This window comes from Streptomyces arenae (genome assembly GCF_022343545.1).
GTDB lineage: Bacteria > Actinomycetota > Actinomycetes > Streptomycetales > Streptomycetaceae > Streptomyces > Streptomyces humi.
Window position 1 is genome coordinate 146,406 of the sequence record NZ_JAKQYH010000043.1, and the last position, 22,246, is coordinate 168,651.

The window sequence follows — 22,246 nt, forward strand, 5'->3', positions numbered from 1 at the left end:
AGAGGCCTCCGACCACGCGGTCGGGGGCCTCTTTTTACGTCCCGTTCACCTACGCGTCCTCATGTTCATGTCACCCTCCTTCTTGCCGCCTCATCAACCCGCGTAGATGGGACACTCTTTATGCTGGCGACACACATCCGGCGCTGGAAGCCGGTGGCGCTGACGACCGCCGCCGTCCTGGTGGGCCTGACGGTCCCGGCGCTGACGGCGACCCCGGCCGCCGCCACGACGACCGCGTACGACTCGACGTACTACAAGAACGCGATCGGCAAGACGGGGACGAGCCTGAAGTCGTCCCTGCACACGATCATCAGCGCGAACGTCACCAAGCTGTCGTACTCGGCCCTGTGGGACGCCCTGAAGAAGACCGACCAGGACCCGAACAACAGCAGCAACGTGATCCTGCTGTACTCGGGCATCTCGCGCAGCAAGTCCCTCAACGGCGGCGACAGCGGCGACTGGAACCGCGAGCACGTGTGGGCGATCTCGCACGGCGACCTGACCACGTCCACCGGCCCCGGCACGGACCTGCACCACATCCGTCCCGAGGACGTGGCGGTCAACGGCAAGCGCGGCAACCTCGACTTCGACGAGGGCGGCTCCACCTTCACCAACAGCGGCGGCAGCAAGGTCGACTCGGACTCGTTCGAGCCGCGCGACGCCGTCAAGGGCGACGTGGCCCGGATGATCCTCTACATGGCCGTGCGCTACGAGGGCGACGACGGGTTCGCGAACCTGGAGCCCGACGACAAGGTCGGCAACGGCTCCAACCCGTACATCGGCAAGCTGTCGGTCCTGAAGCAGTGGAACGACGAGGACCCGCCGGACTCCTTCGAGGAGAACCGCAACGACGTCATCTACAACACCTACCAGCACAACCGGAACCCGTTCATCGACCACCCGGAGTGGGTCGACGCGATCTGGTAGGCGCGCGGGTCCCGGTCGTACTACTTACCTCACACAGGTGAAGTCGATCTTGGGGTCGGGCGTGTCCGGGTGATCACCCAGGAGCATGGGGACGCCCCGGCGGTCCTGCCGGGGCGTCCCCAACTCCCTTCTCCGGAGCGTCCCGTGAAGCAGCTTCGCACCTGGTCCCTCGCCGCCGTCCTCGCCCTGACCGCCCTGGTGCTGCCCGCGCAGACGGCTGCCGCGCACGCGGTCGCCGCCCCCTCCTGTCCCGACGGCTCGGTCTGCTTCTGGAGCGGTGAGGGCTTCGGCGGCGACTACTGGGAGTGGACGTCCCGCAGTGGCTACCGCGACATGCCGCCCAACCTCCACGACCACGTCGGCTCCTTCGTCGCCGCCACCCGCGCCTGCTTCATCAACTGGTCCCCGGTCGAGAAGCGCGACGTCTACAACGCCGACTGGCGCTCGCAGTACCGCGGCGACTTCGGCGGCCGTATCGACGGGGTGGGCCCGGGCGCCTGCTGAATCACGGCGGGTCCGCACCCCTCAACCGAGGACGTCCCGCGCCACCCGGTCCTGGCGCCGCATCAGGGACCGCCAGGTCGCGACGGTCGCGGGATGCGCGTCCAGCCAGGCCTGCTGGGCCACGGCCAGCCTGGCGTAGGCCGTGCGCAGGTACTCGGTGTCGCCCTTGCAGCGGACGTCCGCCCTGGCGACGGGACTGGTGGCGAGGACGGTGGTCCTGGGCAGGCTGTCGAGCAGACCGACCGGGTCGTCCGTGGCGACCCCGGCGGCCCGCATGCAGCGTGCCCAGCGGGCGTCCGCCGCACGGAACGCCGGATCCCGGGCCAGGTTCCTGCGGGCCTGCTGTTCGCCCTCGCCGATCGCGATGGTGGTCCGCAGCCACCGCAGCCGCTCGGTGCCCAGCAGCCGCTTCTCGGCCTCGGCCTGACAGCCCTGGGCCGGCCAGGAGACCTTGATGGACTTGCCCTCGGCGGAGACGCGCCGGTCGTCGGGGCCGTAGAGCGCGGCGAGGAAGGCCTTGCTCTCGCGCTGCTCCGACGCGGTCGGCGCGGGTCCGGCGGTGGCCCTGGTGAGCGACTCCAGGCCGAACGGCAGCGGGTGGTCGGCGGTGACCGCACTCGGCCGAGGGACCTCGGCGGGCGTGTACCGGTAGCCGTGGGCGGCCATACAGGTGATGGCCAGCCGCCGTTCCGCCGTGGCGATCCGCCACTGCCGCTCGCTCGGCGCGTGCAGGAACGGGTAGAAGGGCAGCCGGGCGCTCAGACGGCCGGCGTCCGCCTGCGGCGGCCGGCCCGGGGACGGGTCGGTACGACCGGAGTACACCCAGGCCGCACAGGCGGCCACGACCACGGCGGTCGCGGCGGCCACGAGTGCGGCGATCTTGCGCGTGACCAAGGTCTTCCTCCTCCCGCGGTGGTGGATCCGGCGAGGGGTCGCCGGATCCACCGCAGGGCGCGGATCAGTAGCAGCCGCCGGGGTTCGAGGTGGTCAGTGAGAGGGAGCTGGCCGACAGCGCGGCGCCGAGGTACTCGACCTGGCTGCCGGGCTTGACGCAGAAGACCATGCCGCCGCCGCTGTTGATGTCCAGGTAGTACCTGGAGTAGTAGCCGCCGGTGCTGGAGTTGCTGGCGGAGTAGGCGTTGTCGTTGACGGTCGTACCGGAGCCGCTGCTGCCGTACGTCGTGTCGTTGAAGGTGTCGTTCGTGAAGTTGCTGTCGCCGTTGAAGTACGAGTGCCTGGCGCTGCTGAAGCCGGACCAGAACACACAGTGGTAGCCGCCGGCACAGTTGGTACCGGCCGACGCGGGCGACGCCGTGACGACACCGCCGACGGCGAGCGCCGCGGCCAGTCCGGCGGTCGCCGCGAGCGTCCTGCGCGACCGCGCCCATCCGGCCCTTATTGGCATTGGCATGACATTCCTTTCATGTCGGTCTCTGGGTGGTCCCTCACCCTCGCAGCCCCCCGGCCGATTTCCCATGCATTGTGGCCAGGGCCGAAAAGCACAGGTCAGCGGCGAAGTCGCGGCTTGCCCGGCACTCCGCGGACACATCGGCACATGACCGAATAACGCCTGTTGCAGGTGTTGTCAGCCGCGTCCGGCGGCGGACATGATGACTCGCGCCCGGCCTGAAACAGACCGGGTCCGAGCGGCCGTCGTGACTCGCGGCCGGACGGGGGGACGGCCGTCGTCACGGCGCGGCCGTACGGGGGCGGCCTCGGTCACACCGCGGCCGGACGGGGGGACCGTCATGCTGCACATCCGTTTCACCGAGGCCGATCTGGCCCGCACCCGGCTGGTGTCCGAGCCGGACCCGCTCTGGGAGACCGCCATGAGCCTGCACCGGCTGCAGACCCAGCAGGGGCGCAGCGCGCACGCGGAGTGGTACCGGACGACCCGGGCCCGGCTGGCGGACCAGGGGCTCGAAGGGGCCGTGCGGCACCTGCTGCTGCCGCTCTTCCCGAGGTCGGCGTACTTCCCGGACTTCCTCACCCCGGCCGAGGGCACCGAGGGCCTCGCCGCCGGCCTCGCGGCGCTGGTGGACACCCCGGCCGACCGGGTGCGCAGGGAGGTGGCGCGCTTCGTATCGGTCGGGGCGCCGCCATGGGCGCCCCGGCTGGCCGAGCGCGCCACGCGCCAGGAGGTCGCCCAGGTGCTGAGGCGGTACCACGAGACCGCGGTGGCGCCCTACCGGGAGCGGGCGCTGGCCCTGGTGGAGGCGGACCGGTCGCTCCGGGGCCGGACGCTCCTTGCCGACGGGGTGGACGGGCTGCTGCGCGGTCTCGGACCGCAGATGCGCTGGGAGGCCCCGGTGCTCCATGTGCACTATCCGGAGGAGCGCGACCTCGACCTCGGCGGGCGCGGGCTGACCCTGGTGCCGTCGTACTTCTGCTGGAGTTATCCGATCGCGCTGGCCGACTCGGCGCTGCCGCCCGTACTCGTATACCCGGTGCTGCGCGAGGCACGGCCGATCACCGTGGGCCGGCCGCTCGGCGTACTGCTCGGCCGGACCCGGGCCCAGGTGCTGCGGGGCATCGCGCCGGGCGCGACCACCGGTGAACTGGCCCGGCAGGCGGGGGTGTCGGCGCCCACGGTGAGCCAGCACGTCTCGGCCCTGCGGGACGCGGGACTCATCAGCAGCCTGCGGTACGGCGCCGGCGTCCTGCACACCCTCACCCCGCTCGGGGAGGCCCTGCTGCGCGGCGCGGCCAGGCGGGCCACCCCCGTCCCCTGAACGGGCCTACCGCTCCCCGGAGTCCAGATGCGTCGGGGCGAACATGCGGAGCAGGGCCGGGAGTACGACCACCGAGGGGCCCGGTGCGGCCAGGGCCTTCGCCAGGTCGGCCGCCAGGTTCTCCGGGGTGGTCCGGGTGCCGGGGACGCCGAAGGACTCCGCGAGGGCCACGTAGTCGGGGCGGGCCAGTTCCGTGGCCGTGGCCTCGCCGAACGCGTCGGTCATGTACTCACGGAGGATGCCGTAGCCGCCGTCGTCGACGATGAGCCAGGTGACCGGGAGGTCGTACTGCTTCGCCGTCGCCAGCTCCGCGATGGAGTAGAGGGCTCCGCCGTCGCCCGACACCGCCAGCACCGGGCGGGACGGGTCGGCCGCCGCCGCGCCCAGGGCGGCCGGGAAGCCGTAGCCGAGACCGCCGGCGCCCTGCGCCGAGTGCATCAGGTTCGGGGCCTCGGCGTCGAAGGCCGCCCAGGCCCAGTACGCCAGGATCGTCATGTCCCAGAAGGACGGGGAGCCGGCCGGCAGGGCCTGCCGGACCGACGCCAGCACCTCCTGTTCCAGGGTGAGTTCCTGGGCGGCGATGCGGTCGGAGACGCGCGAGAGCAGGTCTCGTACCCGGTCCGCCGCCTGGTCGTCCGCACGCGGGGTCACCGTCTCCAGGAGCGCCTGGAGGGCGAGCCGCGCGTCCGCGTGGATGCCCAGTGCCGGGTGGTTGGACTCCAGTTTGCCGAGGTCGGCCTCGATCTGGACGACCCGGCCGCGCGGCTTGAACGTGTGGTAGTTCGAGGAGAGTTCACCGAGGCCCGAGCCGACCACCAGCAGGACGTCCGCGTCCTCCAGGAAGTCCGTGGTGTGCCGGTCCTCCAGCCAGGACTGGAGGGAGAGCGGGTGGTGCCAGGGGAACGCGCCCTTGCCGCCGTAGGTGGTGACGACCGGGGCGTTCAGCGTCTCCGCCAGCTGCCGCAGCTTCCCCGCGGCGTCCGACCGTACGACCCCGCCGCCCGCGATGATCGCCGGGCGGGCGGCCCGGGACAGCAGGTCGGCCGCGACGGCGGTCAGTTCGGGGCGCGGCGGGAGTTCGTCGGGGGCCGCGTCGACCGCCGTCACCACCGGGACGGACGTCTCGGCGAGGAGGACGTCCTGCGGGATCTCCACCCAGACCGGGCCGTGCGGGGCGGTCAGCGCGGACTGCCAGGCGGCCGCGATCGCCGACGGGATCTGCGACTGGGTGCGGACCGTGTGGACCGACTTCACCACGCCGCGGAACGAGGCCGACTGGTCGGGGAGTTCGTGCAGGTAGCCGTGGCGGCCGCCGCCGAGTCCCGCCGTCGGGATCTGGCTGCTGATCGCCAGCACGGGCGCGGACGCGGAGGCCGCCTCGTGCAGCGCGGCCAGCGAGGTCAGCGCGCCGGGGCCGGTGGAGAGGAGCAGCGGGGCCGCCTCGCCGGTGATCCTGCCGTACGCGTCGGCCGCGAAGCCCGCGTTGTTCTCCACCCGCAGGCCGACATAGCGCAGGGCGGAGCGGCGCAGCGCGTCGAACATGCCGAGGGCGTGCTGGCCGGGCAGCCCGAAGACGGTGGTCGCGCCGAGCCCGGCCAGGGTCTCCACGACCAGGTCCCCGCCGTTGCGGCCGGCGGGCGGGTTCAGGGCTGCGGCCGTCTGCGCCTCGGTCGGGCGGAGCACCAGGTCGTGGTCGTGGGTCACTTGGAGCGTGCCTCGGCAATCTGTCGGGTCATGATCGTGGTCAGTTCGTAGGCGGTGTGCGAGGCCGCCACCGAGGTGATCTCGGCGTGGTCGTACGCGGGGGCCACCTCGACGACGTCCGCCGACACCAGGTTGCAGGAGGAGAGTCCGCGCAGGATCTCCAGCAGTTCCCTGGACGTCATACCACCGGCCTCGGGCGTGCCCGTGCCGGGGGCGTGCGCGGGGTCGAGGCAGTCGATGTCGATCGAGATGTAGAGGGGCCGGTCGCCGATGCGCTGCCGCAGCTGGTCGGCGACCTCGTCGGCACCGCGGCGGTAGATGTCCGCCGAGGTGACGATGCCGAAGCCCATCTTCTCGTCGTCGGTGAGGTCCTGCTTGCCGTAGAGGGGGCCGCGGGTGCCGACGTGCGAGAGGGCGGAGGTGTCGAGGATGCCCTCCTCCACCGCCCGCCGGAACGGGGTGCCGTGGGTGTACTCGGCACCGAAGTAGGTGTCCCAGGTGTCGAGGTGGGCGTCGAAGTGGAGCAGCGCGACCGGGCCGTGCTTCTTCGCGACGCTCCGCAGCAGCGGCAGGGCGATGGTGTGGTCGCCGCCCAGCGTCATCAGCCGGGCGCCGGTGCCGAGCAGTTCGTCGGCCGCCGCCTCGATGGTCTCGACGGCCTCGTTGATGTTGAACGGATTCACCGCGACGTCCCCGCCGTCCGCCACCTGCGCCAGCGCGAAGGGGGAGGCGTCCTGCGCGGGGTTGTACGGACGCAGCAGCCGGGACGCCTCGCGGATGGCGTTGCCGCCGAAGCGGGCGCCCGGCCGGTAGGAGACGCCGGAGTCGAAGGGCACGCCCACGACCGCCACGTCCGCGCGGCCCACCTCGTCGAGGCGGGGCAGCCGGGCGAAGGTCGCGGGACCGGCGTACCGCGGGACGCGGGAGGAGTCGACGGGACCGCGGGGCGTGTCGTTGCTGGTCATGGGGGTGCTGCCTTCTTTCCTACGCTTCATCGCGTACGTACCGCTATGTACTGCCTCTGCTGACGACTCTACTGGTGGGCCGGCACCGGTTCGGACGCGAGTTCGGGGGCGGCACGGCCAGCCAGCCGCTCGCGCCAGTTCGCCAGCACCGCCGCGTCGGTCGGCTTCGTCGCCAGGGAGACGGCGACGTACGCGGCGAGGGAGGAGAGGAGGCCGTAGTAGACGGGCTCGTTGGCGAGGATGCCGTACCCGGCCATCAGGCCGATCACCGCGAGGCCGCCGACGACCACGGCGGCGAGGGCGCCCTGCACGGTGCCGCGCTTCCACAGCAGCCCGCCGAGGATCGGCACCAGCAGGCCGCCGACGAGCAGGTTGTACGCCACGGTCAGCGCCTCCACCACGTCGTTGAGCGCGATGGCCGTGCCGATCACCCCGATCCCCATGACCAGGATGAAGACGCGGTTGCCCCGCACCTCGTCGTGGTCGCCGGAGCGCGCCTTCCCGCGCAGCCGCGACCAGATGTCGTTGTTGGCGACGGTGGCGCAGGCGATCAGCGCGCCGGAGGAGGTCGACATCACCGCGGCCAGCGCGGCGGCCAGCACCAGCCCCCGCACGCCGACCGGGAGTTCGTCCTTGACGATGGTCGCGAAGGCGTCGTCCGGGCTGCCCAGCTTCGGGTAGAGCACCTTGGCGGCGGTCCCGATGACCGCCCCGGCGAGGGCGTAGACCAGACAGTAGGTGCCCGCGACCGTGCCGCCCCACCGGGCCGTCGTGTCGCTGCGCGCCGTGAACACCCGCTGCCAGATGTCCTGCCCGATGAGCATGCCGAACGTGTAGATGAGCACGTACGTGAAGATGGTCTCGCCGCCGATGCCCAGCGGGTCGAAGTACGACGTCGGCAGCTTCGCCCTCATCGCGCCGAAGCCACCCGCCTTCACCACCGCGATGGGCAGCAGCAGGAGCAGCACACCGATGGTCTTCACGACGAACTGGACCATGTCCGTCAGGGTGATCGACCACATGCCGCCGAGCGTCGAGTACGCGACCACGATCGAGCCGCCGAGGACGATCGCGACGGTCCGGTTCATGTCGAAGAGGACGTCGAAGATCGTGGCGTAGGCGATGGTCGAGGTGACGGCGAGCATCAGGGTGTACGCCCACATGACCACGCCGGAGATCACGCCCGCCCGGCCGCCGTACCGCAGGTCCAGCATCTCGGAGACGGTGTAGACCTTGAGGCGGGCGATCCGGGCCGAGAAGAAGACGGAGAGGGCGAGCAGGCCCAGGCCGATGGTGAAGACCATCCAGGCCCCGGACAGCCCGTACTGGTACCCGAGACCGACCCCGCCGATGGTGGACGCGCCGCCGAGGACGATCGCGGCCATGGTGCCGGAGTACATGGCGGGCCCGAGCCGGCGCCCGGCCACCAGGAACTCGCTCTTGGACCTGGCGCGACGCATGCCCCACCAGCCCATGGCCAGCATCCCGGCGAGATAGAGCACGATCACTGTGTAGTCGACGGCCATGGGACCTCCCTCGAATCGTGTGCACGGAGTCGGATGACGTGCCACGACACTAGGTGGCCGGAAAGCGACTGCGAAGTGTACGTTTCATCCATTCGAGCCGTAGCGCATGGAGGGAACGCACACCATGCCGGATCCCGCCGTTCCCCCCACGCCCGCGGTGCCCCTCGCGGCGCTGCTGGCCCGCGAGGACCTCGCCCTGCGCCGGATCGCGGGCCCGTCCGACCCCTCCCTGGTGGTCCACGCGGCCCACACCTCGGAGATGGCCGACCCGTACCCGTACCTGCTGGGCGGCGAGCTGCTGCTGACGGCCGGGGTGCACATCCCGGACGCGGCGGGTTCGGGCACCTACTTCGACGGCTACGTCTCCCGGATCGTCGCGGCGGGCGGCGCCGCCCTCGGCTTCGGCCTGGCCCCCGTCCACGACACCGTCCCGCGCGCCCTCGTCGCCGCCTGCGACCGGTACGGCCTCCCGCTGATCGAGGTCCCGCCGCGGACCCCGTTCACCGCCGTCGCCCGCGCCGTCTGGCAGTTGCTGGCCCAGGCCCGCCTCGCCGAGCTGCGCCGGGTCAGCGAGGCCCAGCAGAGCCTCGCGGCCGCCGCGGCCCGCCCGGACCCGGTCCCCGCGGTGCTGCGCCAGCTGGCCCAGCGGGTGGGCGGCTGGACGACCCTGTACGGCCCGGAGGGCACGGAGATCGCGTCGGCGGGCCGGGAGCCGGAGCCGCCGGTGCGCGAGACGCTCGCCGAGCTGGCGGAGGTCGTACGCCCGTCGGGCCCCGGCACCCCCACCTCCGCCACCCACGCCACCGCCGGCAGCCACCTCGCCGCCTACACCCTCAGCAGCGGCTTCGCTCTCGGCGTGGCCACCCCGACCCGCGAACCGGGCGACCACACCATCGCCTCGGTGGCCACGGTCCTGCTCACCCTCCTCACCGGCCAACAGCAGAGCGGCTCGGGCGCGGCCCGCAGCGCGGCGCTGGTACGGCTGATGCTGGGCGGCACACCGGAGGAGGTGACACCTTTGCTGGGCGGAGACGGCGACTGGTTGGTGGTGGAGGCCTGCCAGAACGACCGACGGGACCGCCCCTCCCCAGGGGCGCGGGGAACTGCGCGACAAGCCCCCGCGCACCCGCTCCCGCCAGACCTCGTGGCCCCCACCGCACTGGGCGCCAAACTCGGCTCGACCCTCATCGACCCCGTAGGGGAAACCGTCCGCATCCTGCTCCCGGCGGACCGCACCCCCGAACCCCAGCCCGGCTGGACCATCGGCGTCAGCGACGCGGTCCCCCCGCACCAACTCCCGACCGCCGCCACCCGCGCGGCCCGCGCCCTCGCCCGCGCCCGCGCCACCCGCACCCCCCTCGTCCGCCACAGCACCCGCCCCACCCTCGCCGGCCTGGTCCCACGCGAGGACGCGCAGGCCCACGCCCGCACCCTCCTCGCCCCCCTCGCGGAGCACCCCGCCCTCACCGAGACCCTGCGCACCTGGCTCTCCCTGCACGGCAGTTGGGACCGCACCGCGGTCGCCCTGTCGGTCCACCGCAACACCGTGCGCCAGCGCATCGCCCGCTGCGCGGCCCTCCTCGGCACCGAACTCGACGACCCGGACGTCCGGATGGAGCTGTGGTTCGCCCTCGGACAGCAGTGACCCACGTCCCAGCGGGCGATACGCAGGGAAACCGCACAGCACGCTGCCCCACAATGGAGCCATGCCGATACCCGGGACACCCAGCCGCGCCGAGCTCGTCGAGCACCTTGTGAAGACCCGTATCGCGGGCGATGTCGCAACCCCCCGCGAGAACAACCTGCTCCACTACCGCAAGCTGGCCAACGGCGAGCGCAACTGGTGGCTCGGGCTGGAACTCGGCGACCGCTGGACCGACGAGCAGGACGTACTGGCCGTGATGGCCGAGCGGGTCGGGGTGAACGACGACGCCGAGTACCGGTACGGCCAGGACACCATCGATCCCGAGCTGACCGTGGACGCCCTGGACCGGCTGGCCGCGCGGCTGCGCAAGGCGGCCGAGGGGCGGCAGCGGGTGCTGTTCGCGACCGGCCACCCGGGCGGCCTGCTGGACGTGCACCGGGCGACGGCGGCGGCGCTGCGCGCGGCCGGCTGCGAGATCGTGGTGATCCCGGACGGCCTCCAGACGGACGAGGGGTACGTGATGCAGTTCGCCGACGTGGCGGTGCTGGAGCACGGGGCGACCCTGTGGCACACCCACTCCGGGGAGCCGATGAAGGCGATCCTGGGCGGCCTGGAGCGCGCGGGCCGGCCGCTGCCCGACCTGGTCGTCGCCGACCACGGCTGGGCGGGGTACGCGGCGCAGGCCGGTGTGGACTCCGTCGGCTACGCCGACTGCAACGACCCGGCGCTGTTCCTCGCCGAGGCGGAGGGCACCCTCCAGGTGGCCGTGCCCCTCGACGATCACGTGCTCAGCCCGCGGTACTACGACCCGCTGACCGCGTACCTGCTGGCGGAGGCCGGGCTGGCCTGACACGCCGGTGTGCGGCCCCCGTGAGACGGGAGCCGCACACCGTGTACTGGCCCTAGACCCTCAGTTCCTGCCGTTCGTGGTCCTGTCGTGCCCGGCCGGTTCAGCCGAACCCGTCGTGCCCGGCCGGTTCAGCCGAACCCGAGTCCGCCGAACCCGCCGAAGCCACCGAGGCCGCCGAAACCGCCGAAGCCGAAGGCGGGGACGACCACGACCGGGACGACCGGAACGACGGGGACGACGCCGAAGCTGCGGAAGCCGCAGTTGTTGAACCCGCCGCCCCGGAAGCCGTTGCAGCCGAAGCCGCCGGTGACGACGGTCTGGTGGGTGGAGGCGGGAGCCGCCGAGGCGGTACCCGCGGCGCCGATCGCGGCACCACCGGCCAGCAGCAGGCCGGCGGCGGACATCGCGGCGAGACGCCTCGCGCGCTGTACTCGCATGGGAAATACCTTTCTGCCGGACATACGTCCGCTACGCGGCACGTCCGCTATGCGGCACATGCACTGTGCGGCATTTCACTCATAGAGCTTAATCTCGGACAAGTGGGACGGCACGTCGGGTGGTCACCGACCGTCATTCCCCGAGCTCAGGGGCCCAGACGAGTCAGGGGCCCGGGGAGTTCAGAGGCCCCGGCGTGGGATCCAGGTACACCCGGCCGATCGCGGGGAACGCGGCCCGCAGCCGCTGCTCGGCGCGCTCGCAGGCCCACTCGATCTCGGCCGCCGTCGACACGTCCCGGAAGTCCACCTTGGCGGCCACCAGCGCCTCGTCCGGACCCTGCACCAGCGTGGTCAGCTCCAGCACGGCCACGATGTGCTCGGACTCCAGCAGCTCCGCGCGGATCCGCTCCCGCGCGGACCTCGGCAGCGGCCGCCCGATGAGGAGTTCGGCGTTGGACCGGCCCAGCACCCAGGCGACGTACAGCAGGAGCACGCCGATGAGGAGGGAGGCGAGGCCGTCCCAGACGCCGGAGCCGGTGAGCTGGCCGCCGAGCAGCCCGCCGGCCGCGAGCACCAGGCCGACCAGCGCGGCCGAGTCCTCCAGCACCACGGCCTTCACGGCGGTGTCGGGGGTGTACCGGAGGTAGCGCTTGAACGGCGCCTTGACGCGGGCCGCCGCACCGCGCGCCTGCTTCAGGCCGGTGCGCAGGGAGTACCCCTCCAGCACGAAGGCCACGGCCAGCACGACGTACGAGGTCAGCGGATCGCCGGGTTCCTCCCCGACGGCCAGCGTGTGGACGCCGTCGTAGAGGGAGAAGACCGCGCCGCCGACGAAGGTGGCGAAGGCGGCGAGCATGGCCCAGATGTACCGCTCGGGGCCGTAGCCGAGGGGATGTTCCTCGTCGGCCGGCTTCCCGCTGCGCTTGAGGGCGGTGAGCAGCAGCAGTTCGGTGACGGTGTCGGCGACCGAGTGCGCCGCCTCGGAGAGCATCGCGCTGGACCCGCTGATCACTCCGGCGACCGCCTTGGCCACGGCGATCCCGAGATTGGCGACGGCGGCGACGATCACCGTGAAGGTGCTCTCGCCGCCGCCGTCGTCGTCGTGCGCGTGTGTCTCCGTCACGCCTCTCAGCTTTCCCGGGGGACGCGGACGACACCCTCCTGGATCACGGAAACGGCGAGTGAACCGTCCTGGGTGTAGATCCGGGCCTGGCCGAGCCCCCGGCCGCCGGACGCGGACGGCGACTCCTGGTCGTAGAGCAGCCACTCGTCGGCGCGGAACGGGCGGTGGAACCACATGGCGTGGTCGAGCGAGGCGCCCACCACGTCGCCGACGGCCCAGCCGCCGCGCCCGTGCGCGAGCAGCACGGAGTCGAGGAGGGTCATGTCGGAGACGTAGGTGGCGAGGACGACGTGCAGCAGGGGGTCGTCGTCGAGCTTGCCGTTGGTGCGGAACCAGACCTGGCTGTGCGGTTCGCGCGGCTCCCCGTACTTCCCGTACGGCGGCTCGTCGACGTACCGCAGGTCGATCGCCTCGCGGGCCTCCAGGAACTTCCCGACGACGACCGGGTCCAGGTGGTCGTAACCGCGGAAGCGCTCCGCCGAGGTGGGGAGGGTGTCCGGGTCGGGCGCGGGCGGCATCGGGGCCTGGTGGTCGAGGCCCTCCTCGAACGTCTGGAAGGACGCCGAGAGCGCGAAGATCGGCCGGCCGTGCTGGACCGCGACCGCGCGCCGGGTGGTGAAGGAGCGGCCGTCGCGGATCCGCTCGACGTTGTAGACGATGGGCGCGCCCGGGTCGCCGGCGCGCAGGAAGTACGCGTGCAGGGAGTGGGCGTGCCGGTCCGCCGGGACGGTGCGTCCGGCGGCGACCAGCGCCTGGGCCGCGACCTGTCCGCCGAAGACGCGCGGGACGACGGCGGACCGGGACTGGCCGCGGAAGATGTCCTCCTCGATCTGCTCCAGGTCGAGCAGGTCGAGGAGATCATTCAGTGCCTGGTTCATGGCACCTTTTCTACTGGCCGGTAGTTGCAGCGGGCTTACAGGCCCATGTCCTTCGCGATGATCGTCTTCATGATCTCGCTGGTGCCGCCGTAGATGCGGTTGACCCGGTTGTCCGCGTACAGGCGGGCGATCGGGTACTCGTTCATGAAGCCGTAGCCGCCGTGCAGCTGGAGGCAGCGGTCGATCACGCGGTGCGCGACCTCGGTGGTGAACAGCTTGGCGCTGGCCGCCTCGGCAGGGGTCAGCTCACCGGCGTCCAGGGCCTCGGTGGCGCGGTCGACCACGGCCTCGGCGGCGTCCACCTCGGCCTGGCAGGCGGCCAGCTCGAACTTGGTGTTCTGGAAGGCGGCGACGGGCTGGCCGAAGACGACCCGCTCCTGCACGTACTGCTTGGCGAACCGGACCGCGGCCTTGGCCTGCGCGTAGGCGCCGAAGGCGATGCCCCAGCGCTCCGAGGCGAGGTTGTGGCCGAGGTAGTAGAAGCCCTTGTTCTCCTCGCCGAGGAGGTCCTCGACCGGGATCTTGACGTCGACGAACGCCAGCTCGGCGGTGTCGGAGGTCTTCAGGCCCAGCTTGTCGAGCTTGCGCCCGATCGAGTAGCCCTCCGCCTTGGTGTCCACCACGAAGAGGGAGATGCCGTGCCGGCGGTCCTCCTTGGTGGGCGCGGCGGTACGGGCGCAGACGATCATGCGGTCGGCGTGCACACCGCCGGTGATGAAGGTCTTGGCGCCGTTGAGGACGTAGTGGGTGCCGTCCTCGCTGAGCTTGGCGGTGGTCTTCATGCCGGCGAGGTCGGAGCCGGTGCCCGGCTCGGTCATCGCGATGGCCCACATCTCCTCACCGGAGACGAACTTGGGCAGGTACCGCTTCTTCTGCTCGTCGGTGGCGAGCAGCTTGATGTACGGCAGGCCGAGCAGCACGTGCACGCCGGAGCCACCGAAGGAGATGCCGGCGCGGGCGGTCTCCTCGTACAGGACGGCCTCGAACTTGTAGGAGTCGATGCCGGCGCCGCCGTACTCCTCGTCCACGCGGATGCCGAAGACGCCCAGCTCGGCGAGCTTGTAGTAGAAGTCGCGGGGGGCCTGGCCGGCGGCGAGCCACTCGTCGTAGACCGGGACGACCTCGGCCTCGATGAAGGCGCGGAGGGTGTCCCGGAACGCCTCGTGATCCTCGTTGTACAACGTACGGCGCACGGCCGCCACCTCCAGGCACGTCAGCTGTCTAAGCGCTTGCTCAGATCACCAAGGTACCGGTGGGTAGGCCGACGGGTCCAGGGTGCGCGGGACGGGACGGGGGTAACGCTCGTCACTCCCCCGCCGCCGCGCCGAACGCCCCCTTCGCCATCCGGTGCAGCAGTCCCGCCGTGGTCCCCCGCCCCGGCAGGGAACCCGGTCGGCCCAAGTGCGGGGTGGAGTTCAGGAGGCCGAAGACCGAGTGGACCGCCGAGCGGGCGGCGGGCTCCGCGAGCCGCGGGTGGACCTCCCGGACGACCTGCACCCACAGCTCGACGTACTGCCGCTGGAGCTGGCGGACCAGTTTCCGGTCGCTCTCGCGCAGGCGGTCCAGTTCCCGGTCGTGCAGGGTGATCAGTGGACGGTCGTCGAGGGCGAAGTCGATGTGCCCCTCGATGAGGGAGTCGAGCACCTGCTCGGCGGGGACCCCGTCGGCCTCCGCCAGGCGCCGCTTCGCCCCCGTCAGCAGCTGCCCGCTGATCCCCACCAGGAGCTCCGCGAGCATCGCGTCCTTGCCCGCGAAGTGCCGGTAGAGACCGGGCCCGCTGATGCCGACCGCGGCGCCTATCTCGTCCACGCCGACACCGTGGAAGCCGCGCTCGGCGAAGAGCCGGGCGGCCTCCTTGAGGATCTGCTCACGACGGGTCGGGGCGTCGGTTCTCGTGACCATGAAGGCAATTCTAGACAGGGAGGTTAGCGCTCGTTAACCTGAGGGAAATGCGTTAACGCTCATTAACAAGGTGAGGGGATCGCGGGATGGACCAGGCACCGGAGCTCCACAGCGCGGCGGACCCCGCGTCGGAGGCCTTTCGGGCCAACGAGGAGGCGCACCGCGTCCTCGTGGAGGAGCTGCGCGGCAAGCTGGCCGCGGCCGCGCTGGGCGGCGGCGAGAAGGCGCGGGCCCGGCACACCGCACGCGGGAAGCTGCTGCCCAGGGACCGGGTGGACACCCTGCTGGATCCGGGGTCCCCGTTCCTGGAGCTGGCCCCGCTGGCCGCCGACGGGATGTACGACGGGGCGGCCCCGGCCGCGGGCGTGATCGCCGGGATCGGGCGGGTCAGCGGCCGGGAGTGCGTGATCGTCGCCAACGACGCGACCGTCAAGGGCGGCACGTACTACCCGATGACCGTGAAGAAGCACCTGCGGGCGCAGGAGGTGGCCCTCGACAACCGGCTGCCCTGCCTCTATCTGGTGGACTCCGGGGGCGCCTTCCTGCCCATGCAGGACGAGGTCTTCCCGGACCGTGACCACTTCGGGCGGATCTTCTACAACCAGGCCCGGATGTCGGCCGCGGGGATCCCGCAGATCGCGGCGGTGCTCGGCTCGTGCACGGCCGGCGGCGCGTACGTCCCGGCGATGAGCGACGAGGCGGTCATCGTCCGCGGCCAGGGCACGATCTTCCTGGGCGGGCCCCCGCTGGTGAAGGCCGCCACGGGTGAGGTGGTGACGGCCGAGGAGCTGGGCGGCGGCGAGGTCCACTCCCGGGTCTCCGGGGTCACCGACCACCTCGCCGAGGACGACGCGCACGCCCTGCGGATCGTCCGGAACATCGCCGCCACCCTCCCGGCCCGGCGTGCCCTGCCCTGGCAGGTCGCCCCGGCCGCCGAGCCCAAGGCCGACCCCTACGGCCTCTACGGCGCCGTCCCCGTCGACTCCCGGACCCCCTACGACGTCCGCGAGATCATCGCCCGGGTCGTCGACGGCTCCCGGTTCGCCGAGTTCAAGAGCGAGTTCGGGCAGACCCTGGTCACCGGCTTCGCCCGGATCCACGGTCACCCCGTCGGCATCGTCGCCAACAACGGCATCCTGTTCTCCGAGTCCGCCCAGAAGGGCGCCCACTTCATCGAGCTGTGCGACCAGCGCGGGATCCCGCTGGTGTTCCTCCAGAACATCTCCGGCTTCATGGTGGGCAGGGACTACGAGGCGGGCGGCATCGCCAAGCACGGCGCGAAGATGGTGACGGCGGTGGCCTGCACCCGGGTGCCGAAGCTGACGGTGGTGGTCGGCGGCTCCTACGGCGCCGGGAACTACTCCATGTGCGGCCGGGCCTACTCGCCCCGCTTCCTGTGGATGTGGCCCAACGCGAAGATCTCCGTGATGGGCGGCGAGCAGGCCGCCGGCGTGCTGGCCACGGTCAAGCGGGACCAGCTGGAGGCACGCGGCGAGGAGTGGCCCCGCGAGGCGGAGGAGGCCTTCAAGGCACCCGTCCGGGAGCAGTACGAGCGCCAGGGCAACGCCTACTACGCGACGGCCCGCCTCTGGGACGACGGGGTCATCGACCCCCTCGACACCCGGCAGGTGCTGGGCCTGGCGCTGACGGCCTGTGGCAACGCGCCGCTGGGTGAACCCCGGTTCGGCGTCTTCCGGATGTGAGGAGGGGACTCGTGTTCGACACCGTACTCGTGGCCAACCGGGGCGAGATCGCCGTCCGGATCGTCCGGACGCTGCGCTCGCTGGGCGTGCGCTCGGTGGCCGTGTACTCCGACGCCGACGCGGACGCCCGGCACGTCCGGGAGGCCGACACGGCGGTCCGGCTCGGCCCGGCACCCGCGGCCGAGAGCTATCTGTCGGTGGAGCGGCTGCTGGACGCGGCCGCGCGGACCGGCGCGCAGGCCGTCCACCCCGGCTACGGCTTCCTCGCCGAGAACGCGGCCTTCGCACGCGCCTGCGAGGCGGCCGGGCTGGTCTTCATCGGCCCGCCGGCCGACGCGATCGCGCTGATGGGCGACAAGATCCGGGCCAAGGAGACCGTCCAGGCCGCCGGGGTGCCGGTGGTGCCCGGCGGCCGTGACCCCGAACTGGCGGACGCGGCACGGGCGTTGGGTGCGCCGGTGCTGCTCAAGCCGTCCGCGGGCGGCGGCGGCAAGGGCATGCGGCTGGTGCGCGACCTCACCCTGCTGGACGACGAGATCGCCGCCGCCCGGCGCGAGGCCCGCGCCTCCTTCGGCGACGACACGCTCCTCGTCGAGCGCTGGGTCGACCGGCCCCGGCACATCGAGATCCAGGTACTGGCCGACGGCCACGGCGACGTGGTGCACCTCGGCGAGCGCGAGTGCTCGCTCCAGCGGCGGCACCAGAAGGTCGTGGAGGAGGCGCCCAGCGTGCTCCTGGACGAGGCGACCCGGGCCGCGATGGGCGAGGCCGCGGTGCAGGCGGCGCGCTCGTGCGGGTACGTCGGCGCGGGCACGGTCGAGTTCATCGTGCCGGGCGGCGACCCTTCGTCGTACTACTTCATGGAGATGAACACCCGGCTCCAGGTGGAGCACCCGGTCACGGAGCTGGTCACCGGTCTCGACCTGGTGGAGTGGCAGCTGCGGGTGGCCGCGGGTGAGCGGCTGCCGTACGGGCAGGGGGACATCGCGCTCACCGGGCACGCGGTCGAGGCGCGGATCTGCGCGGAGGACCCGGCCCGCGGCTTCCTGCCGACCGGCGGCACCGTGCTGCTGCTGGACGAGCCGTCCGGCGCCGGGGTCCGTACCGACTCCGGGCTCAGCGAGGGCACCGAGGTGGGCAGCCGGTACGACCCGATGCTGTCCAAGGTGATCGCGTACGGCCCGGACCGGGAGACGGCGCTCCGCAAGCTGCGCGCGGCCCTCGCCGGGACGGTCACGCTGGGCGTGGGGACCAACGCCGGGTTCCTGCGCCGGCTCCTCGCCCATCCGGCGGTGGTGGCCGGGGAGCTGGACACCGGCCTTGTGGAGCGGGAGGCGGCCGGGCTGGTGCCGGACGCGGTGCCCGCGCAGGTGTACGCGGCGGCCGCGCTGCTGCGCCACGGCGCGCTCACGCCCGCCGGCGGCCCCAGCTGGGCCGACCCCTTCGCCGCCGTCGACGGCTGGCGCCTCGGCGGCCGGCGGGCCTGGACCCCCTACCACCTCCAGGTGCCCGGCCACGATCCGGTGACCGTCCGCGTGCGCAGCACGCCGGACGGGACGGCGGAACTCCTCCTGCCCGGCTCGGCGGAACCCGTGCCGGGGTCCCTGCCCCGGGGGCTTACGGACGGGCACCGGTTCACCTTCGGGCTGGACGGCGTCACCCACTCCTTCGCCGCGCTGCCGGACGGCAGCTGGCTCGGCCTGAACGGCGACGCCTGGCAGGTGCGCGACCACGACCCGGTGGCCGCGACCCTCGACCGCGGCGCGCACTCCGGCGCCGACTCCCTCACCGCGCCGATGCCCGGCACGGTGACCGTGGTGAAGGTCGCCGTGGGCGACGAGGTGACCGCAGGTCAGAGCCTGCTGGTGGTCGAGGCGATGAAGATGGAACACGTCATCTCCGCCCCGCACGCCGGCACGGTCGCCGAACTCGACGTGCGGCCCGGCACCACGGTCGCCATGGACCAGGTGCTCGCCGTGATCGCGCCGGCCGCCCCGGCGGAGGAGGACCAGTGACACTCCCCATGGCCGTACCGGCCACCGATCTGCCCGCCCGGGTACGGATCCACGAGGTGGGCGCGCGCGACGGACTGCAGAACGAGAAGTCGGCCGTGCCCACGGAGGTCAAGGCCGAGTTCATCCACCGGCTGGCCGACGCGGGCCTGACGACGATCGAGGCGACCAGCTTCGTGCACCCCAAGTGGGTGCCCCAGCTGGCCGACGCGGAGGACCTGTTCCCCCGGGTCCGCGACCTCTCCGGGGTCGCCCTGCCCGTGCTGGTCCCCAACCGGCGCGGGCTGGACCGCGCGCTGGCCCTCGGCGCCCGCCGGGTCGCCGTCTTCGCCAGCGCCACCGAGTCCTTCGCCAAGGCCAACCTCAACCGCACGGTGGACGAGTCGCTGGCCGTCTTCGACCCCGTCGTCCGGCAGGCGAAGGAGGCCGGCGCGCACGTCCGCGGCTATGTCTCGATGTGCTTCGGCGACCCCTGGGAGGGAGCCGTGCCGCTCCACCAGGTCGTGCGGGTCTGCCGGGCGCTGCGCGACATGGGCTGCGACGAGCTGAGCCTCGGCGACACCATCGGAGTGGCGACCCCCGGCCACGTCCTCGGACTCCTCTCCCTCCTCAACGAGGAGGGCGTGCCGACGAACGTCATCGGCGTGCACTTCCACGACACCTACGGCCAGGCGCTCGCCAACACCTACGCGGCCCTGGAACACGGCGTGACGACGGTCGACGCGTCCGCCGGCGGGCTCGGCGGCTGCCCGTTCGCCAAGTCCGCCACCGGCAACCTCGCCACCGAGGACCTGGTCTGGATGCTCCAGGGCCTCGGCATCGAGACCGGAGTCGATCTCGGCCGTCTCACCGCCACCAGCGTGTGGATGGCCGGCCAACTGGGCCGACCCAGCCCGTCCCGTACCGTACGCGCCCTCTCCCACCAGGAGTGACGACCATGGACCACCGCCTCTCCCCCGAACTGGAAGAACTCCGCCGCACGGTGGAGGAGTTCGCGCACGACGTCGTGGCGCCGAAGATCGGCGACTTCTACGAGCGGCACGAGTTCCCGTACGAGATCGTCCGCGAGATGGGCCGCATGGGCCTGTTCGGGCTGCCGTTCCCCGAGGAGTACGGCGGCATGGGCGGCGACTACCTGGCGCTCGGCATCGCCCTGGAGGAACTGGCCCGCGTCGACTCGTCGGTGGCGATCACGCTGGAGGCCGGGGTGTCGCTCGGCGCCATGCCGGTCCACCTCTTCGGCACCGAGGAACAGAAGCGGGAGTGGCTGCCGAGGCTCTGCGCCGGGGAGCTCCTGGGCGCGTTCGGGCTCACGGAACCGGACGGCGGCAGCGACGCGGGCGCCACGCGCACCACGGCCCGCCTCGACCCCGCCACCGACGAGTGGGTGATCAACGGCAGCAAGTGCTTCATCACCAACTCGGGCACGGACATCACGGGGTTGGTGACGGTCACCGCGGTCACCGGCCGCAAGCCCGACGGCAGGCCCCTGATCTCCTCGATCATCGTCCCCTCCGGCACCCCCGGCTTCACGGTCGCCGCCCCCTACTCCAAGGTCGGCTGGAACGCCTCCGACACCCGTGAGCTGTCCTTCGCGGACGTCCGGGTGCCGGCCGCCAACCTGCTGGGTGAGGAGGGCCGCGGCTACGCGCAGTTCCTGCGCATCCTGGACGAGGGCCGGATCGCGATCGCGGCGCTGGCGACCGGGCTGGCCCAGGGCTGCGTGGACGAGTCGGTGAAGTACGCGAAGGAGCGGCACGCCTTCGGACGGCCGATCGGCAGCAACCAGGCCATCCAGTTCAAGATCGCCGACATGGAGATGAAGGCCCACACGGCCCGCCTGGCCTGGCGGGACGCGGCCTCCCGCCTGGTCGCCGGCGAACCCTTCAAGAAGGAGGCGGCCCTCGCCAAGCTCTACTCCTCGACGGTCGCCGTCGACAACGCCCGGGACGCCACCCAGGTGCACGGCGGGTACGGGTTCATGAACGAGTACCCGGTGGCCCGGATGTGGCGGGACGCCAAGATCCTGGAGATCGGCGAGGGCACCAGCGAGGTGCAACGGATGCTGATCGCCCGCGAGTTGGGGCTGGTGAGCTGAGGGGCGCGAAGGCCGGGCCGGCGCCGTCGAGGGCGGCGGCCAGGAAGTCCCGCGACGTTCGGGCGGTGTCAGGGTTCGGCCGGTCCGATGCCCAGCAGGTCCAGCAGGCGGAAGAACAGTCCCTCCGCCCAGTCGGTGTCCGCCACCGCGAACACCGCGAGCAGGCCCGGCGGGTCGGGGGTCAGGCCCGCCTCCCGGGCCCAGGCGGCCGCGGCGCGGGCGGCTGCCTCCGCGGGCGGGAACTCGGCGGCGAAGTCCTCGTCGTCGTCATCGCAGTAGGCCTCGGCGGCCTCCCGCGCCAGACAGGCCCGCCAGTGGCCGGCGCGGGCCGAGAAGCCCTCGACGAAGACGGTGTCGCTGTCCAGTACGAAGCCGGTCAGGGCCGGGGCCCGGGTCTCCGCCGCCAGTTCGGCGAGCATGCCCGGTCCCTCGTCGGCGAGTTCCGGGCCCGGGTAACGGCCGATCTGCCAGCCGCCGGGGCGGTGTTCGTGCTCGTCGATGCCGTCGTGCCGTTCGACGACGGCCTGGAGGCCGTCGAGCGGCGTCTCGCTGCGGCACACGACGTAGGAGCCCCAGAAACCCACGGTCAGGCCTCCCCGGCCGTCCGCCGCCACAGCCGCTGTCGCGCCCAGACGACGAGGACCGGAGCCACCCCGTCCGCCTCGGCCTTGTCGACCAGCGCGGCCACGTCCTCGGCGGGCTCGTCGTCGATGCGCAGCACGATCTCGCTCTGCGCGGCACCCCAGAGCCTGACCAGTTCGCCGTTCGGGTTGGTGCGGGTCTCCTCCAGCAGGGTCCTGCGGTCGAGCAGACGCGTCATCCGTGGAAGGTCCTCCTCCACCAGAACGCGGGCGAGTTCACTTCCGCACAGATCACGCGTCCGCGGTTCCGTGAAAGCCCACCGTGACCGGAACGGCATCTCCTCGTCGGGCTCGTGGGCGACCGCGGCCGGCGGGATCACGGGGCACGTGGCGAGGGCGCCGCTGGCATCGGGCGCCGGCGGGTCGACGTCGTCCCGCTTGACGAATTCCCAGTACGGCAGCGGGACGACCGAGAAGGTCACGTCGAAGACGTGCCTGCCCGGGTCGACGGCGTGGGTGTCGAACTGCAGGAACAGGTGGTCGCCGGTCCCGGCCGCGAGCCGGAAGGTCCGGCCCTTCCTGGTGAAGCCGGCCGCCTTCATGACCGGGGCCACGTGCTGCTTGATGAGGGTGTCCAGGGGATTCATGTCCGCCGCTTC

General features: G+C 72.3%; 21 protein-coding genes. 9 read left to right on the top strand and 12 right to left on the bottom strand.

What is annotated here, in order from left to right; all coding sequences use genetic code 11:
* Positions 1 to 120 precede the first annotated feature (120 nt).
* Complete coding sequence (locus tag MB828_RS18775) at positions 121 to 927, top strand: endonuclease I family protein (protein ID WP_046731625.1); 807 nt, start codon at positions 121 to 123, stop codon at positions 925 to 927.
* Positions 928 to 1,071: 144 nt separating this feature from the next.
* Positions 1,072 to 1,431: a peptidase inhibitor family I36 protein gene (locus MB828_RS18780; RefSeq protein ID WP_133021790.1), complete on the top strand. Its 360-nt coding sequence runs from the start codon at positions 1,072 to 1,074 to the stop codon at positions 1,429 to 1,431.
* Positions 1,432 to 1,452: 21 nt separating this feature from the next.
* Here MB828_RS18780 and MB828_RS18785 read toward each other — a convergent pair whose 3' ends face one another.
* Both MB828_RS18785 and MB828_RS18790 read right to left on the bottom strand, forming a co-directional pair.
* Positions 1,453 to 2,325: a hypothetical protein gene (locus MB828_RS18785; RefSeq protein WP_301649229.1), complete on the bottom strand. Its 873-nt coding sequence runs from the start codon at positions 2,323 to 2,325 to the stop codon at positions 1,453 to 1,455.
* 64 nt (positions 2,326 to 2,389) lie between these two features.
* Positions 2,390 to 2,842 carry a hypothetical protein gene (locus tag MB828_RS18790; protein WP_301649230.1) on the bottom strand — a complete coding sequence of 151 codons (453 nt, stop codon included), beginning with the start codon at positions 2,840 to 2,842 and terminating at the stop codon, positions 2,390 to 2,392.
* 337 nt (positions 2,843 to 3,179) lie between these two features.
* Between MB828_RS18790 and MB828_RS18795 the strand changes: the two genes are divergently transcribed.
* Positions 3,180 to 4,163, top strand: coding sequence for an ArsR/SmtB family transcription factor (locus MB828_RS18795; RefSeq protein WP_301649231.1), 984 nt, complete (start codon positions 3,180 to 3,182; stop codon positions 4,161 to 4,163).
* Positions 4,164 to 4,169: 6 nt separating this feature from the next.
* On the opposite strand, the gene MB828_RS18800 is transcribed toward MB828_RS18795, so the two are convergent.
* From MB828_RS18800 to MB828_RS18810, 3 genes are all read right to left on the bottom strand, one after another.
* The gene (locus MB828_RS18800) at positions 4,170 to 5,867 is read right to left on the bottom strand and encodes a thiamine pyrophosphate-binding protein (RefSeq protein ID WP_301649232.1); all 1,698 of its coding nucleotides are present in this window, start codon (positions 5,865 to 5,867) and stop codon (positions 4,170 to 4,172) included.
* The gene (speB, locus tag MB828_RS18805) at positions 5,864 to 6,832 is read right to left on the bottom strand and encodes an agmatinase (RefSeq protein ID WP_301649233.1); all 969 of its coding nucleotides are present in this window, start codon (positions 6,830 to 6,832) and stop codon (positions 5,864 to 5,866) included. The genes MB828_RS18800 and speB overlap by 4 nt, the downstream gene beginning before the upstream one ends.
* A gap of 68 nt (positions 6,833 to 6,900) precedes the next feature.
* The gene (locus MB828_RS18810; protein ID WP_301649234.1) at positions 6,901 to 8,358 is read right to left on the bottom strand and encodes a sodium:solute symporter; all 1,458 of its coding nucleotides are present in this window, start codon (positions 8,356 to 8,358) and stop codon (positions 6,901 to 6,903) included.
* A 124-nt stretch (positions 8,359 to 8,482) separates the two neighbouring features.
* Between MB828_RS18810 and MB828_RS18815 the strand changes: the two genes are divergently transcribed.
* Together MB828_RS18815 and MB828_RS18820 are read left to right on the top strand one after the other, a co-directional pair.
* Positions 8,483 to 10,003 (top strand): helix-turn-helix domain-containing protein, encoded by a 1,521-nt coding sequence (locus MB828_RS18815; RefSeq protein WP_301649235.1) that lies wholly within the window; start codon positions 8,483 to 8,485, stop codon positions 10,001 to 10,003.
* A 61-nt stretch (positions 10,004 to 10,064) separates the two neighbouring features.
* Positions 10,065 to 10,853, top strand: a complete 789-nt coding sequence (locus tag MB828_RS18820; RefSeq protein ID WP_133021782.1) for a phosphatase — start codon at positions 10,065 to 10,067, stop codon at positions 10,851 to 10,853.
* Between the two features lie 128 nt (positions 10,854 to 10,981).
* On the opposite strand, the gene MB828_RS18825 is transcribed toward MB828_RS18820, so the two are convergent.
* From MB828_RS18825 to MB828_RS18845, 5 genes are all read right to left on the bottom strand, one after another.
* Positions 10,982 to 11,290, bottom strand: coding sequence for a hypothetical protein (locus tag MB828_RS18825; protein WP_133021781.1), 309 nt, complete (start codon positions 11,288 to 11,290; stop codon positions 10,982 to 10,984).
* 163 nt (positions 11,291 to 11,453) lie between these two features.
* Positions 11,454 to 12,413, bottom strand: a complete 960-nt coding sequence (locus tag MB828_RS18830; protein ID WP_301649236.1) for a cation diffusion facilitator family transporter — start codon at positions 12,411 to 12,413, stop codon at positions 11,454 to 11,456.
* Between the two features lie 5 nt (positions 12,414 to 12,418).
* Positions 12,419 to 13,291 (bottom strand): acyl-CoA thioesterase, encoded by an 873-nt coding sequence (locus tag MB828_RS18835; RefSeq protein ID WP_133021779.1) that lies wholly within the window; start codon positions 13,289 to 13,291, stop codon positions 12,419 to 12,421.
* A gap of 35 nt (positions 13,292 to 13,326) precedes the next feature.
* The gene (locus MB828_RS18840) at positions 13,327 to 14,484 is read right to left on the bottom strand and encodes an acyl-CoA dehydrogenase family protein (protein ID WP_133021778.1); all 1,158 of its coding nucleotides are present in this window, start codon (positions 14,482 to 14,484) and stop codon (positions 13,327 to 13,329) included.
* 112 nt (positions 14,485 to 14,596) lie between these two features.
* On the bottom strand, positions 14,597 to 15,193 hold the full coding sequence (locus tag MB828_RS18845) for an SACE_7040 family transcriptional regulator (protein WP_301649237.1): 597 nt from the start codon (positions 15,191 to 15,193) through the stop codon (positions 14,597 to 14,599).
* Between the two features lie 86 nt (positions 15,194 to 15,279).
* On the opposite strand from MB828_RS18845, the gene MB828_RS18850 reads away from it, so the two are divergent.
* From MB828_RS18850 to MB828_RS18865, 4 genes are read left to right on the top strand one after another with little or no spacing between them, the layout of a single operon-like run.
* The gene (locus MB828_RS18850) at positions 15,280 to 16,896 is read left to right on the top strand and encodes a carboxyl transferase domain-containing protein (protein ID WP_301649238.1); all 1,617 of its coding nucleotides are present in this window, start codon (positions 15,280 to 15,282) and stop codon (positions 16,894 to 16,896) included.
* 11 nt (positions 16,897 to 16,907) lie between these two features.
* Complete coding sequence (locus MB828_RS18855) at positions 16,908 to 18,911, top strand: biotin carboxylase N-terminal domain-containing protein (protein WP_301649239.1); 2,004 nt, start codon at positions 16,908 to 16,910, stop codon at positions 18,909 to 18,911.
* An 8-nt stretch (positions 18,912 to 18,919) separates the two neighbouring features.
* The gene (locus tag MB828_RS18860; protein ID WP_301649294.1) at positions 18,920 to 19,840 is read left to right on the top strand and encodes a hydroxymethylglutaryl-CoA lyase; all 921 of its coding nucleotides are present in this window, start codon (positions 18,920 to 18,922) and stop codon (positions 19,838 to 19,840) included.
* 5 nt (positions 19,841 to 19,845) lie between these two features.
* Positions 19,846 to 21,006, top strand: a complete 1,161-nt coding sequence (locus tag MB828_RS18865) for an acyl-CoA dehydrogenase family protein (RefSeq protein ID WP_301649240.1) — start codon at positions 19,846 to 19,848, stop codon at positions 21,004 to 21,006.
* Between the two features lie 68 nt (positions 21,007 to 21,074).
* Here MB828_RS18865 and MB828_RS18870 read toward each other — a convergent pair whose 3' ends face one another.
* Positions 21,075 to 21,590, bottom strand: a complete 516-nt coding sequence (locus tag MB828_RS18870) for a hypothetical protein (protein ID WP_301649241.1) — start codon at positions 21,588 to 21,590, stop codon at positions 21,075 to 21,077.
* Positions 21,591 to 21,592: 2 nt separating this feature from the next.
* Complete coding sequence (locus tag MB828_RS18875) at positions 21,593 to 22,234, bottom strand: hypothetical protein (RefSeq protein WP_301649242.1); 642 nt, start codon at positions 22,232 to 22,234, stop codon at positions 21,593 to 21,595.
* Positions 22,235 to 22,246: the final 12 nt, after the last annotated feature.